Source organism: Leptospira selangorensis (genome assembly GCF_004769405.1).
In the GTDB taxonomy this organism is placed as follows: Bacteria; Spirochaetota; Leptospiria; order Leptospirales; family Leptospiraceae; genus Leptospira_B; species Leptospira_B selangorensis.
On sequence record NZ_RQES01000027.1, the window covers coordinates 1 to 14062 of the forward strand.

Annotated in this window: 13 protein-coding genes; 6 read left to right on the top strand and 7 right to left on the bottom strand. The window is 39.0% G+C overall.

The features are described from left to right. Positions 1 to 175 precede the first annotated feature (175 nt). From EHO58_RS19080 to EHO58_RS19090, 3 genes are all read left to right on the top strand, one after another. Complete coding sequence (locus tag EHO58_RS19080) at positions 176 to 1336, top strand: glycosyltransferase (protein ID WP_135680987.1); 1161 nt, start codon at positions 176 to 178, stop codon at positions 1334 to 1336. A gap of 134 nt (positions 1337 to 1470) precedes the next feature. Further along, positions 1471 to 2013 carry a DJ-1 family glyoxalase III gene (locus EHO58_RS19085; protein WP_135680988.1) on the top strand — a complete coding sequence of 181 codons (543 nt, stop codon included), beginning with the start codon at positions 1471 to 1473 and terminating at the stop codon, positions 2011 to 2013. A 1-nt stretch (position 2014) separates the two neighbouring features. Then, positions 2015 to 2743, top strand: a complete 729-nt coding sequence (locus tag EHO58_RS19090; RefSeq protein WP_135680989.1) for an SIR2 family NAD-dependent protein deacylase — start codon at positions 2015 to 2017, stop codon at positions 2741 to 2743. Here the strand turns inward: EHO58_RS19090 and EHO58_RS19095 are convergent. From EHO58_RS19095 to EHO58_RS19105, 3 genes are read right to left on the bottom strand one after another with little or no spacing between them, the layout of a single operon-like run. Next, complete coding sequence (locus EHO58_RS19095) at positions 2731 to 3825, bottom strand: DUF1574 domain-containing protein (protein ID WP_135626323.1); 1095 nt, start codon at positions 3823 to 3825, stop codon at positions 2731 to 2733. The genes EHO58_RS19090 and EHO58_RS19095 overlap by 13 nt on opposite strands. 13 nt (positions 3826 to 3838) lie before the next feature. Next, positions 3839 to 5338, bottom strand: coding sequence for an MBOAT family O-acyltransferase (locus tag EHO58_RS19100; protein WP_135680990.1), 1500 nt, complete (start codon positions 5336 to 5338; stop codon positions 3839 to 3841). A gap of 4 nt (positions 5339 to 5342) precedes the next feature. Continuing rightward, complete coding sequence (locus EHO58_RS19105) at positions 5343 to 5834, bottom strand: NYN domain-containing protein (protein WP_207797647.1); 492 nt, start codon at positions 5832 to 5834, stop codon at positions 5343 to 5345. Positions 5835 to 5908: 74 nt separating this feature from the next. Here EHO58_RS19105 and EHO58_RS19110 point away from each other — a divergent pair, with 74 nt between their 5' ends. After that, a complete protein-coding gene (locus EHO58_RS19110; RefSeq protein ID WP_135680991.1) occupies positions 5909 to 6757 on the top strand; it encodes a hypothetical protein in 849 nt (282 codons plus the stop codon). Positions 6758 to 6760: 3 nt separating this feature from the next. Here EHO58_RS19110 and EHO58_RS19115 read toward each other — a convergent pair whose 3' ends face one another. Next, the gene (locus EHO58_RS19115) at positions 6761 to 7222 is read right to left on the bottom strand and encodes a PaaI family thioesterase (protein ID WP_100707290.1); all 462 of its coding nucleotides are present in this window, start codon (positions 7220 to 7222) and stop codon (positions 6761 to 6763) included. A 97-nt stretch (positions 7223 to 7319) separates the two neighbouring features. On the opposite strand from EHO58_RS19115, the gene EHO58_RS19120 reads away from it, so the two are divergent. Both EHO58_RS19120 and EHO58_RS19125 read left to right on the top strand, forming a co-directional pair. Then, positions 7320 to 8327 carry a patatin-like phospholipase family protein gene (locus tag EHO58_RS19120; protein WP_135680992.1) on the top strand — a complete coding sequence of 336 codons (1008 nt, stop codon included), beginning with the start codon at positions 7320 to 7322 and terminating at the stop codon, positions 8325 to 8327. Between the two features lie 105 nt (positions 8328 to 8432). Then, positions 8433 to 9011, top strand: a complete 579-nt coding sequence (locus EHO58_RS19125; RefSeq protein ID WP_020771550.1) for a TetR/AcrR family transcriptional regulator — start codon at positions 8433 to 8435, stop codon at positions 9009 to 9011. Between the two features lie 213 nt (positions 9012 to 9224). On the opposite strand, the gene EHO58_RS19130 is transcribed toward EHO58_RS19125, so the two are convergent. The 3 genes from EHO58_RS19130 to EHO58_RS19140 all read right to left on the bottom strand — a co-directional run bounded on the left by EHO58_RS19130 (position 9225) and on the right by EHO58_RS19140 (position 14012). Next, a complete protein-coding gene (locus tag EHO58_RS19130; protein WP_135680993.1) occupies positions 9225 to 11138 on the bottom strand; it encodes an AMP-dependent synthetase/ligase in 1914 nt (637 codons plus the stop codon). 80 nt (positions 11139 to 11218) lie between these two features. Continuing rightward, positions 11219 to 12331, bottom strand: a complete 1113-nt coding sequence (locus EHO58_RS19135; protein WP_135680994.1) for a helix-turn-helix domain-containing protein — start codon at positions 12329 to 12331, stop codon at positions 11219 to 11221. A 46-nt stretch (positions 12332 to 12377) separates the two neighbouring features. After that, positions 12378 to 14012 (bottom strand): glycerol-3-phosphate dehydrogenase/oxidase, encoded by a 1635-nt coding sequence (locus EHO58_RS19140; RefSeq protein ID WP_135680995.1) that lies wholly within the window; start codon positions 14010 to 14012, stop codon positions 12378 to 12380. Positions 14013 to 14062: the final 50 nt, after the last annotated feature.

Consider the following 14062-nt stretch of genomic DNA (forward strand, 5'->3'; position numbering starts at 1 on the left):
ATGTAAGTCTTAGTATTACATTTATAAAAACTCAGCCGACCGTATTATAAAATTCGAATAGACCGATTTCTATTTTCACCCGGATACTTCGGTCGGTAACGAAAAATTACTAGTAAGTAATCAATTAATTACTTAAAATATTGAATTCAAAACTTCCGGATGGAAATTTGGTCTTATGCGACCATCCGTTTCCGTTATACTCCCTACATACAACGAAAGCAAAAACCTACCTATTGCGGCAGATCGGATTACTAGATCTTTATCTGATTACCGTCATGAGATCATCGTGGTGGATGACGATAGCCCGGATCATACTTGGGAAATTGCGGAACATCTTCAGGAAAAGATTCCACAACTCAAAGTTATCCGTAGACTAAGCGGAAAAGGTTTATCTTCCGCAGTTTTAACAGGTATGGGCGCTGCAGAAGGAGAAGTTTTCGTGGTGATGGATTCCGACCTTCAGCATGACGAAAAAATCCTTCCGGAGATGATCCGCTCCTTCTATGAAAGAGATGTGGATCTTTGCCTCGGCACAAGATACGCCAAAGGTGGATCGACCGGAAAATGGTCTTTAGCAAGAATCGGTATTAGCAGATTTGCAAATTTTTTGGCAAAAGGACTTTTAGGCCTTCCTGTTTCAGATCCGATGAGCGGATATTTCGGCATTAAACGTTCCGTGTATTCGGAAACTAAAAACTCAATCAACCCGAGAGGTTTTAAAATCCTTTTGGAATTTTTGGGAAGAAGTAAAGAAAATCTTAAAATAGAAGAAATCCCTTATACTTTCCAAACTAGAATGTATGGAGAAACCAAACTAAATAACTCTGTGATCAAAAGTTTCTTTTTGGCAATCCTGGATATTCGTTTCGGAAAATGGATCTCTCCAACGTTCCTACTCTATTCATTAGTGGGAGCAAGCGGTGTAATTGTTAATTTAGTCGGGTTTTTGATCGCAGAATTAAGCAAGTTTCCGGATATTCAAACTGGGATTTCCTTTTTGGATCCTTTCTCGCTTTCAGTATTTTTCGGGATAGAACTTTCAATCCTGTCTAACTTCTTCTTAAATAATTACTTTACGTTCTATGAAAGAAGATATTCGGGGAAAAATTTGGCCTTTGGATTTCTGTTATTTCATTTAGTGAGTATGGTGGGAATTTTAGTACAAATGTCCGTATTCCATTTTATCTATTATTCTATTTTCAAACAGTGGAATGGGGCTTCTGAACTTACCTTAAAATTCAGTGCAGATATCCTTTCCATTTTGACTGCAATGGTTTCTAACTATTTTTTGAATTCGAATCTTACTTGGTCCAAAAAACCGGAACTAAAGAGCTAAAAATCAGGCGGGGAATTTTTCTCGCCTAAGTTTTAATTGATTTCTTTTCCAAAATTCTAAATTATAAAAGCCTGCCTTGCAGGCGGTGAGAAGAAGGTTTATCGCCTTCGGAATACTTATTTTAGGAGAAGAATATGCCCAAGGTGCTTGTTCCTTTTGCGGATGGAATGGAAGAAATGGAAGCAGTCATTATAGTGGATGTGCTTCGAAGAGCAGGGATAGAAGTAGTTTCTGCGGGAATTTCCACAAATTCTATTACGGCTTCCAGAGGGGTCAAATTAGTCTCAGATTCACTTTTGTCAGAAATCGATCCTTCTTCTTTTGATATGATCGTTCTACCTGGCGGAAACCAAGGCACCAAAAATCTAAATGCAAGTCCCTTAGTTTCAGAAATATTAAAAAACTTTAAAAAAGAGGACAGATGGATTGGTGCAATCTGCGCGGCACCGAATGTTTTATTATCTCATAATATTCTTCAAAACCAAAAATTCACAGCGTTTCCAGGAAGTGTTCCGACAGATGAAAAATACACGGGAAACAGATTAGAACTTTCTGATAAAATTTTAACTAGTATAGGTCCAGGCTCTGCATTCGAATTTTCTTTAAAAATTGTAGAACTTCTGTCGGGACTCGAAAAAAGAAAAGAAGTGGAAAAGAATCTACATCTTCCTTTGTAAAATGCAAATATCCTCCCAATTAATCGAGAAGTTCAAAAATTCCAAAAACATCCTAGCGCTTACGGGAGCCGGAATTTCCGCTGAAAGTGGAGTTCCTACATTCAGAGGAAAAGAAGGTCTTTGGAAAGAATACAGAGCGGAAGAACTCGCAACTCCTCAGGCATTCCAGCGAGATCCTAGACTAGTTTGGGAATGGTATCTCTGGAGAATAGAACTGATCTCTAACAAGTCTCCGAATCCTGCACATTTTGCATTGGCGGAATTGGAAAAGAAAAGATCCGATTTTTATCTAATCACTCAAAATGTAGACGGCCTTCATAAAAAATCAGGTTCTGAAAGGATCATCGAGATACATGGAAATATTTTTAGGAATAAATGTACTCGTTGCAGTAAAACGTATGATTCGGATCCTTCTGAACTTAAAAATTCTACCGAATGTCGGAACTGCAAAAGTTTGGTCAGACCGGATGTTTTATGGTTTGGAGAATCATATGACACCGATCTCCTAAATCAAGCGGTCTACCTTGCAGAAAAATCGGAGATCGTTTTTGTGATAGGTTCTTCCGGAGCTGTGGGAATTCCGGTGGAACTTGCCAGGATTGCAAAAGAAAACGGAGCATTCGTTATCGAGATCAATATTGATCCAAGCGGTTACAGCAGATATTCAGACCTTTTCTTACAAGGAAAAGCGGGAGAAATTCTCCCGGAATTGATTCCTTATTTTGTATGAGTTTTTGGAAAAGTTTCTTCTAACTTTTTAAAGATATAATCTCCGAATACAGGGAAACAATTCGGGGACATATGACCTGGGTCTGCAAATTCTTCGCAATTACAATTAGGATCTTCGTTCATATTCCAAAATGCAGTTCCAGTTTCTTGGTTAAACTTCTCTACGATAGGTTTCCAAACTTCCATTGGAGTTTTAAGGCCTTCCGAAGTTTCGACCTTTCTAGTCATATATAGATTAAAATAAGGCCGAGCCACCTTCACCCAAATAGTGGCATAAGGAACATTATATTCTTTCAATATACGAATGGAATCCCTTTGCATTTCGAACATATTTGTATGAAATGTATAAGGTTTTAGATAAGAGGAAAAATCCGTCTCGGAAGCCTGAACTAGTTGTTCATCCGTATGTTTTTGGTTAACTAATTCTCTCGGAGTACTTCCCCTTTCTTCTTTTAATGCGGTAAGTATTTCTTGGACCGCCGCTTTATACACTTTTGCTAAAGCGGAAGAATTTTGCATTCTTTCCGAAATTCTCCATAACTTAGGCCTGTCCCGATAGGTATGAAATAGATGTTTAGAGATAAATACGGATAATTCTTCCCTAGAATACTTAGTCCAATGTCTCAATATAAATTCAGAGGAAAGCCCGTGAATTAGGACCTCATCTAAAGCAAGAACAGGAGTTTTATTATATATTTCTAATGATTGATCTAAAAGTACAAAATCCGGTCTTGTACCATCCGATTTAAATCTTTCTATCCAGTATAAGAAATAATCAGGAGATCCACCCGGAACTGAAAAATTATAAAGTATCCAGTCCGGATGTCTTTTTTCCAATTCCCTATTGGGAAGTAAAAGTGCTCTGGAATTTCCGAAAAAGACGATTATTTTTTTTCGAGAAGCTGGGTCCTTCTTCAGATATTCTTTGAGATCCGAATATAGATCTTCTTTGCTAATAAAATTCAGATGAGATAATGTATTTGAATAATAATATTGAAAAAACTCTAAGGTGAACAGGCGATCCAATCCCAAAGAGATCAAAAGAACAAGTAGAGGAAGAAGTAAAAATGTATTCTTTTTCATATTCATTTTCGACCTAGAACTGGCAATAGATACAGGCTCCGGAGTCCTCCGATAATAAGGCAATTGCGAATACTGTGACCACTCCGCAAGCAACAACCAGCCAATCTTTTCCTCTTCCCCACTGTAATAATAGATCCTTTCTGGATTGTATCCAATGGAATACTATAAATCCTAAATAAGAATATCCGATTTTTTCAATATTCTTCATGGATTCTAAGATAAAAGGAGAAGGCCCGGTTACCAAAGAAATCGAATTTTCTATCCAACCAAAACCTAAAGATTGCAAAGATGTAGAAAGATAATTTTGTGTATTAGTCGCTATTCCCACAACATGTTGGACCATTTTAGTTGCGGAGTTTGCCCTGAACAAGATCGCACTGAAAGAGAATAAACAAAATACGAATTGTATCCGTAAGAAATTGAGAATTTTACTTTTGGAATCTTCATCGTTCCAGCCGAACTTACCGACTAAAAATCTTTCGAACGCAAGTATGACTCCCCAATAGAATCCCCAAGCGATAAACGTATAATCCGCTCCATGCCAAACACCACCAACAGTCATAGTGATGATCAGATTTAGATAAGTGCGCCATTCTCCCTTTTTACTTCCGCCCAAAGGAAAATAAATATAATCCCTAAGCCAGAAAGAAAGACTCATATGCCATCTCTGCCATAACTCTCTTCCGGAAGGAGAAAATAAAGGTGCATTGAAATTTTCAGGAAGTTCAAATCCGAAATATAGCCCGACTGCTCTTGCCATATCCGTTAACCCTGAAAAATCACAATATACTTGGATCGCATATCCGAATGCTGCTAGTACAAGTGAAAGATTGTCATATTGTCCCGGACTTCCAAAAACAGGAGCAATCACTCCTGCCACAGGATCCGCGATCAGTATTTTTTTGATCAAACCTGAGATCATTAGATAAGAGGCACGTACGATCTTATCCTTATCAGGACTCAAATGTCCTATATTTATAAAATAATCCTTGGTCCTTAGGATCGGTCCCACGATCAACACAGGAAAGAATATTACAAAACCAAGATATTGTTTAAGACTGATCAATACTCCTTCCGGTTTTCTATAAGCGTCTACGGCTGCAGCGATCATTTGAAAACTATAAAAGCTCACTGCTAAAGGAAGAGAGATCTGCAATATTCTAGGAACTTCGTCAAAGAAAGGATATTTAGTAAGATCAAAAAGTATCCTATTCATAAAATAGAAATACTTAAAGAACCCCAAATTGATCGCATTCAGTAGAACGGCAAAAATCATCCAAGCCTTAGGCTTCGAGGAAGTTTTGATCTTAAAATAAGCGAAATAATTGAATAAAACTATGATTAAGAAATGGAGAAAAAAGTAAATACCACTTAGAATAGTGGAAGAAGCTACTATATAAAAGATCCCACTGGAAATGAGTAAAAAATCGGATCTTTTCCTTTCAGGAAGAAGCCAATAGATAGAATAAACGATTGAGAAAAAAACGAAAAATAAGATCGAATTGTAGAGCACTCTTTTACTTTCCCTTCTTGAATAGTTCCTTCCAGTAGAGAATCTCTCCCGGAGAAAGTTTTGCGCCCGAGTCCTTTTCTTCCCGAGTCGGTTTTTCCGCTAAGGCGCTTTCTATTTTTTTTACGAACTCTTCGGATAGTATAGGTTTTGTTCCTAGTCTTTTTGCAAAAGCCAAAATTTCCTGATCGGAAGTTACTACGAACAGATCCGCAGGCCTTGGAGCAAATTTGATATATTCCTTGATCAAATCGTCCGCCTTTCGGTCCTGGCTGAAATAAACGCGTATTTTTCCGTACGAATCTTCTTTGGTTTCGTTCCCTTTCTCTTTTTTACCATCGAAGAAAACATGGACCTTAGAACTTTTCAGTTTTGAAGAATAAGATTCCAAAATTCTCAAGAGGCCTACTCTGGCATCCCTCAAACGATTGGAATACATATACTCTTCCAATTCAGGAATTTTGTAAATCAGGTTGAAACCGTCTACGACTAAATGCATCCCTTTAAAACTAGTGACCAGAATGTATGTTTTGGAAAAACTTGTAAACACCGAACCGAATCGGACAATGGCACATGGCGGAAGCAAATTCCCAACCGGCAAAATCCTCTAAAATCCGAAACTTCATACGAACTGTAAAATATTGGAGAAGTGTTTTACCAGGTACGGCAAGAGATTATTTTCTTTTAAGCTTAGCGGCAATCGACGTATTCTTTCTATTATTCGTAAATTCGTACAAAGAATTCATACACAAGGATATTCCTGCCTACGTTCTTGCATTCGATCTATTCGTTATTTTTTTGTGGGGAATAGAAGTTTGGATCAAGGTCCGACAAAAAAAAGACATCAAAAAATATCTTAGGACAAATTGGTACGAATTAATTGGTATCGTCCCACTTTATTTCCTTAGACCATTCTTACTTTTAAGAGGAGTTAAACTTGCAATTGCATTTTATAGATTCGGAACTTCCGGTCAGAATGTAAGCGAAGTTTTAACTCGCGAGATCACATTCAGGTTCAGAGATGTGATCGTAGATACAATCGCGGATGCGGTTTTTCTACATTCTTTGGAACGAGTGGAAGAAGTGATGCTCCGACTAGATTATAGCCAACTTGCGAAAGAAGCAATTTCCAAACATAATGATCAGCTCAATTCCAAGGTAAATGAATCCTTACAATCCAAGTTTTTATTAGAAGAATTATCCAAGATACCGTTCATGTCCCAGATCTCTCATAAACTAGGAGAAGATATAGGAAGAATGATCGCGGAAGTTCTGGAAACGGAAGTGATCGGTGATATAATGAAAGATATCACCGCAAATATTCTGAAAGAGATGGCGGAACACGTAAAAAAACTTCCTTTAGAGAGAATCACCGAACCGAAAGAGGAAATTTCCTCTCCACCTTCGATTCCGGAAACTTAATATTTAAGCTGCTCCACCAGGAAGTCTTAAGATCAATACTTGGGTGGTCGATTTGGCAAGAAGTTTACCTTCTTCGTCGAAAGCTTCTCCTTCTAAGTAGATATGCTGATTACCTCGAGCGACTACTTTTGCCTGTACAGTTATCCTTTGGTTCTCTTTTACCATTCGAATATAGCTAACGCTTAATTCTAAAGTGGTGGTCGGCTTTCCTGCAGCCAAATAACATAATGGACCGAAAGTATTATCGAAAGCCGCGGCTAAAAAGCCTCCTTGGAAAACTCCCATGGGATTGGAGAATCTAGGCTCCACATAAAAACTGCAGACCATCTCCTTCTTCCTTACATAAGAAACGAACTCGCCGGACAATTCTTTAAAAGCAGGAGGGGGAACCTTCAAGCCAGGTGCGGCCTTGGAAAACTTCTCCCATTCTTTCTGCATATCTTCTAAATCTTTTTGATTCGCCAAGGTGGATCTCCTAGTCTATATTCCGATCTTGTAAAGAAATTGGATTCGGGCAAATTAAAATTGCCATGATTTGGAGACACAACCAATATGTAGGAAAATGAACCCGCTTTTTTCTATAGAAACTAAATTAAAAAACGGTATCCGGACCGCATGGCAAGAATTAGGGATCAAAAAGGAAATCGCTCTCGCAATCGCAGGCGGAGGGATCAAAGCGTTTTACGGATTGGGTTTTGCATATACACTAAGGACTTGGGGTCTAAAAATTAAGGAAGTTTCTGGAGTAAGCGCCGGAGCCGCAATGGCGATCAGCACCTTATCCGAAACAGAGGAAGACAGTTCGAATTATTTCCAAGAACTTACTAAACGAAATCCTAAAAATTTTTATTGGAATCGACTTCTTAGGATAAGTGCCCCCTTCCCTCACCATGGTATCGCGAGAAGAACTGTAGAATATTGCCTCCGATTTTCCAAACTTATCTCTAAGGCCGCAAAGATCAGGATACATACCGTAGAGATCCCGAATGAAAGTTTGGACAAAAACAAAAAGGGACAACCGATCCAAAGGATACTTTTTGCTAAGGCGGCTTCTATTATTCGTGCTTATTTTAAGGACGAAACCTTAAGAAGAAAAGGAGAACAACCTTATGAAGTATTACAAAAAATGAAAGATTGGGGATGGAGAGAAAAAGTTTTTACGGAGAAGGACCTAACCGATCCTGAAACAATCACTCAGATCGTAATGAACTCTTGCTCTGCCTTCCCGGTTTTGCCCCTTCAAAGTTTTAATGGAAATTATTATCTGGACGGCGGCTTAACGAATAATCTTCTGCTTGAGGACTTCTCCTCCGACCTGCCTAAGATAGGAGTTTTTTACGAGCCTACTACCTTAGTGGGAAAATCCGCCTCGGTCTTATCGGATACATTGCTTGTTTCCCCGGAAGGACCATTTATAGAGCAGGGGTTTGACTATACGAATCCAAACCTTGTGAGGCATGCATTCGAGACAGGACGTAAGGATGCGGAAGAACAAAAGGAAAGGATCTTAAGTCATCTGGACCCAAACTGGAAAAAACACTTGCATTCTTTTTTCGAACAAATAAAATAATTAACTTGCTCCTTAAATATGAGGGGGTTGCTCCCCTTCTCTCTCAAAGGAGCCTTAGAACTAGCGAAAACGGTAAATAGAAAAAAACTCTTCAGGACCCAAGAAATGCCCAAAATCGTAAACCACGAAAAATATAAAGCCGAGATTCTCTCCAAGTGTGTGGATATTTTGGCGAGGCGAGGGTATTCGGCTGTTTCTATGAGAGAAATCGCCACCGAATTGGATGTTTCCACCGGAACTCTTTACCATTACTTCTCAACTAAAGAAGATATATTTAAAGAACTCGTAAAGTTCGTACTTAATAAGGACATCGAAGAATTACAGGTCTATTCAAAGGGAGAAGATAACCAAACCATCGAAAAAAGAGTAGAAGCACTCTTCACAATGGTAAAGGATAGAGAGACCTATTTCCAAAATCTTCTCTATATCATTTGCGATGTTTCTAGATTAAAAAATCATGAAGAAGAAAAACAACTCATCGCAGAAGCGATGAAAGAATACGTAACCATCATCACAAAACATTTAGGGATTACTAACCCGAATCTGAACAGACTTTTGATCAGTATTATTTTAGGAACAGTGGGCCAAAGGATTGTGGACCAAGAATCCATCAAACTGGATGAGGTAGCCGAAGTAGTGAAAGACTTTATGGGAGTGGTTCTAGCGAACACATTCACTTTTTGAAGTTTTAGAGCCCAAGCCCATAAGCTTGCGGGAATTTTTTCTATATTGTAAGAATAAGCAGTTTGTTGGAATTCCAACAAGAGTTATATGTGAAAAATCGTTTGTAAAGATTAGAATTATATGATATAGGGACGGAGCGCTCCCACGAGCCACTCCCCGCCACCCAAAGCTAGGGTGGGGGCGGCACTTTATCCATGTTGGAACTCCAACATGTTATCTCAGAACTTCTTCTTTTTTGCCTGAATATATATCCCGAATTAAACCAGAATACTTATCTGTCACAACGTGTCGTTTTACTGAAAGTTTTGCAGTAAGTTCATCACCGGTCTCGAAAGGTTTAGGCAATAATCTAAAGTCCACTACCCTTTCGAATGATTTGAATCCATTCGTTGAAGAAATTGCATTTTTGATCACAGCTTGGATTTTTGCCGCACATTTTGTTTCTTCTTCCGCCGAACTAAAACCAACTCCCGGTTTGTATTCCGGGAAAAATTCCGGATTTGGAACGATTAGCGCAGAAAGATATTTTTGGTCCTGACCAATCACCATACATTGGAGTATGAATTCGGACTGGCTTAAAATATTTTCTATAGGAACCGGCTCCACATTCTCGCCACCCAATAGAACGATTGTTTCTTTTGTTCTACCTACAATTTTCAAACAATCATTATAAGTCATCAATCCAAGGTCTCCTGTGTTGAACCACTCACCGCTCATCACTTTACGAGTATTTTCCTCGTCGTGATAATATCCGGACATGACCTGATCCCCTTTTACATGGATTTCTCCCTTAACCGAATATCCCTTAGGCCCACCTTCTTCCGTAGTCCAAAGGATTTTAGAAGTATTTGGATCCACAACTCTAAGAGAAGTTCCTTTATACAAAGGACCTACTGTTCCCATTACCGCTTCATCCAGAATACGAACGGAGATAACAGGAGAAGTTTCAGTAAGACCGTATCCTTCCAAAACTTGGATCCCGATCGCGTTAAAAAATTTATCCACATGGATAGGAAGAGCTCCTCCACCGGAAACAGTTCCTTTCAATTTTCCGCCGGTTGCCTGGCGGATCTTTTTCAAAACGATCAGATCCAAAAGTGTAGCCGGAAGAATATTCAAAATATATTGTAGAACTTTAAAAATTCCTACAAAAGAAGAGACAATTGAACTTCTTCCGGTTAGATCCAATTCTCTAAAACCAAGCCAACGTTTTGCGGATTGGATATTTGAAGAGAAAAAGAGTGCCGCATGAAACAGACTTTGTTTTACGCCGGAAGACTTAGCTACTGTGGCATAAATCCCCTGATACACACTTTCCCAGAGTCTAGGGGCAGAAGCCATAAACGTAGGTTTTACTTTTTTAAGATCTTCCTTCAATGTTCTAACGGAAGAATAATACGTACCCGCTCCGAAATGGATACATACCATCTCAAACATTCTTTCAAAACTATGCCATACAGGAAGAATGGAAAGTATCCTTTCTCCTGCTTCTAGTTTGATAGGGATACGATTGATCTGAGACATTATATTTTTATGAGTTAAAGGAACTCCTTTAGGACGACCTGTGGTTCCAGCGGTATAGATCAGCGTAAAAAGATCTTCCTCTTGGATTTGGGATATCCTCTTCTCCATTTCACGGTTGCCTTTATCTCTTAATTCTTTTCCTCTTTGTACCAGATCCCAAAATCTGAGTTCTTTTCCAGTACCCTTAGAATTCTTATCAATTAGAATAATTGTATGTACGTTCTGGATTGCACTTTGGTTTTGATAGAGTTTTTTTAGGACTGAATCGTTTTCTGCGAATACGATCGTAGCACCGCTATGAGGAAGAATATGATTTAGATCGGAATCGGTGACATCCGTTCCTCTCGGAACATCCGCGCCACCCGCCATAACGATCGCATAATCGGTGATAATCCATTCCAAACGGTTATCTGCAAGAACGGCAGCATGTCCCTTATACGGAAATTCCAATTCTATAAGTGCAGTCCCAAGCTGTAATCCCAACTCGTACAATTCCGAATAGCCTACGGAATCGAATTCTCCCGAAGAATTTTTAGTTAGAAACGCGGGCTGATTCCCATATTTATTTTTGGACGATTGATATAAATCGGCAAGAGTTTTCATGCCACCTCCTAGGATGGAGGAAAGTATAGAGCCGACTTGCAAGTTTGTCGTCCTGGCGTATAACTCAGGACGTGCGAATTTTAAAATTTTAACGAAGCTTTGTATAAGACTGCGGTTTTTCTGAATTCGCTAGGTGTAGAATCCACAAATTTCTTAAATGCTTCATTAAATGCAGATTTAGAATTGAATCCAACTGATTCTGAAATCGCTAAAATAGAACGATCAGGATCTTCTAAGAGCAAAACTTTTGCTTCTTCTACCCTCCATGAATTGATATAATCCGAAAATTTCATGGATAGACGTTGGTTTAAAAATTCGGATAGTTGGTGGTTGGTTAGGCCTAACTCTTCTGCAAGTTGTGAAAGTGTAAGATCTTCGTCCGCATAAGCCTTCTCTCTTCTCATCAATGCTTCTAAACGATCTTTAATCTTAGATTCATCCATTCCTTTCAGTCTAGATTTTTTATAACGGACTTCTCTTAAACTTTTTCCAACAAAGCCAAGCCAATTCGGTTCCCGCTGAGATAGTAAAAAACCTACCACTAACAAAACCGGAAGGCTGAATATACTCTCTTTTACGAATTCAATTCTTCTTAAAATGGAACCAGTGAGTCCCCAGAAGATCACAAAACAAACGAGGCATATGAAGATTAAAAACATTCTTCTGGCTCTTTCTTCATTCTCGTCTTGTTCTGAACGGAATAAGTAACTTCTGTAAATCCAGAGCAAAGGTAGAAAATAGGAAAGGATCGAAATTTTAGGAGTGATCTGCAGGAACACAAGTATACTCGAGTAGGTTTTTCCTTGTGTGATCTCTTGTAATGTGCGAAGTCTAAATTCTTCTGAGCCGAGCCAAAAAGGTAAAAGTAAAATTACGGAAAATAGAATTGGCAGAAAATGAAGAAGGTTCTCTTTTTTAGAAAGTTCCAGTCCGAGTAAAGTGATCTGAAAGTGGATATATAGAAGAGGAGCAATTCCCAATGCAAAAGGAATATGGATCGCATACAAGACCGGATATGTTTTGACCAACCCGGAAAGGAATGTTGCAGCTCCCACAAGCCAGAAAGAAGAACAAAACATGATTAGAGAGGCTCTGGTCCTTTCTCCCAAAGAAGCGGGAGAAAGTAAGATCCCCAAAGACCAGATCCAACCGAAGGCAATCCCAAAAACTAAATAAGCAGTTTCTAAATCCATGTAACTAGCTTACTAAAGAGATACCAGATTGAAACTAGATGAAAAGTCAAAAATGATAACGAGAGAGTATATCCGAACTTTCCGCTTTTTTTCGCGCAGGGTTCCAACCCAGGGTTTTCCCCAATTCTTCGATGATCCTATGAAGTGATTCGGAAGAAGGTGCGCCAGGCACTCCTACTCCTGATCTACGGAAGAAAAAGTCCGTCCCCTTTTCAATTTTCTCTTCGGAGGCGATATAACGGATCTCAGCAGTATTGAACTCTTCTCCATTATTCAAGGTCACAAATTCGTCGTTCGTTTTTTGGTATTTAAGAACTTCGTAAGCCAAACTTCCATATCTAGCGCCTAAGGTTTCCAAATATTCCCCGGAGAGTTTCGGGTATTTTTTAGTAAGCCCTTTTACTAAAGAAGAATGGTCCGAAAATTCTCCCGAAGAAAGCGGGATCTGATCCGTTTCACAAGGCAAAAATTTTCCAGGCAGATACTCGCAGAGTTTGTCCGTAATCTTCTCCGCTAAATGCCTACTAGTCGTATATTTTCCGCCCAAAGCAGTATAGAATCCTGGAAGCCCTTTTTCTTTATGATCTAAAATTTCAGTTTTACGGGAAGCATTGTAAGTGTCCGATTTTTCACCGGGATCTTCTACCAAAGGCCTCATTCCACCATAATAAAAATCCACATCCGATTCAGTTAGATCCGAATATCCGAATGCAATATTAATTTCTTCTAATAAACCTTGGATATCGGATTTTGTGACCTTAAATTTATCCGGAGAATCCGAGAATACGGTATCCGTTGTTCCTATGATTGTTTTACCTCTCCAAGGAAGAACGAACATATGAGTTTTATCTCTTTTCTTTAAAACTATCGCCTTGGAAACGGTCAATGCCCTGGTTACAATATGGATCCCTTTGGATCGGACGAGCACCTTGTCCATTCCAACTCCTGCCAAAGATTCTACAAAATCCGCCCAAGGACCTGCGGCATTCACCACTGTTTTTGCAAAAACAGGATACGTTTTACCGCTTCTTTTATCTTTTAAGATTGCCTGATAAACTTCTCCTTGCTTAGAAATCGCAACTAGCTCCGTATAATTGAGAGCAGTTCCTCCTTTTTTTTCGGCGGAGAAGATGAATTCACATGTATGTCTTTCCGGATTCGTGTTCTGATAATCGTAATATAAAAATCCACCTTTAAGCCCGTTTCTAGGAAGACTCGGAGCTTCCATCACTACTTCTTCCGGTGATAAAAATCTATATTTAGGGATCCAAGAATCCGAACTGATATTTTTATTTCGATCGTACGAAAAATAATCATACATTCCAAGGCCGATATTGGTGATCCACTTTTCTGAATTAGAATATATCGGAATAATAAAGCCTAATGTTTTGAGAGCATGAGGACTGATCTTTGCAAGTATCCTTCTTTCTCTTAATGATTCTCGCACTAGCCCAAACTCTGCATTTTTTAAATATCTTAAACCTCCGTGAATTAATTTAGAGGTGGCTTGGGTTGTCCCGGAAGCAAAATCATTTTTCTCAACAAGAACTGCCTTTAACCCGCGTAAGGTGGCATCCCACAAAGTAGTGGCACCTGTAATCCCTCCCCCTATCACTAAGGTATCGAAAACTTGAGAAGAAATCGGAAAAGAAGGAGTTTTAGCGTCTTTTGTTTTGGCCATAGATTCACAGCTTGGATTCGAGAACTCGGTCGGTCAAGACATTAGAAATT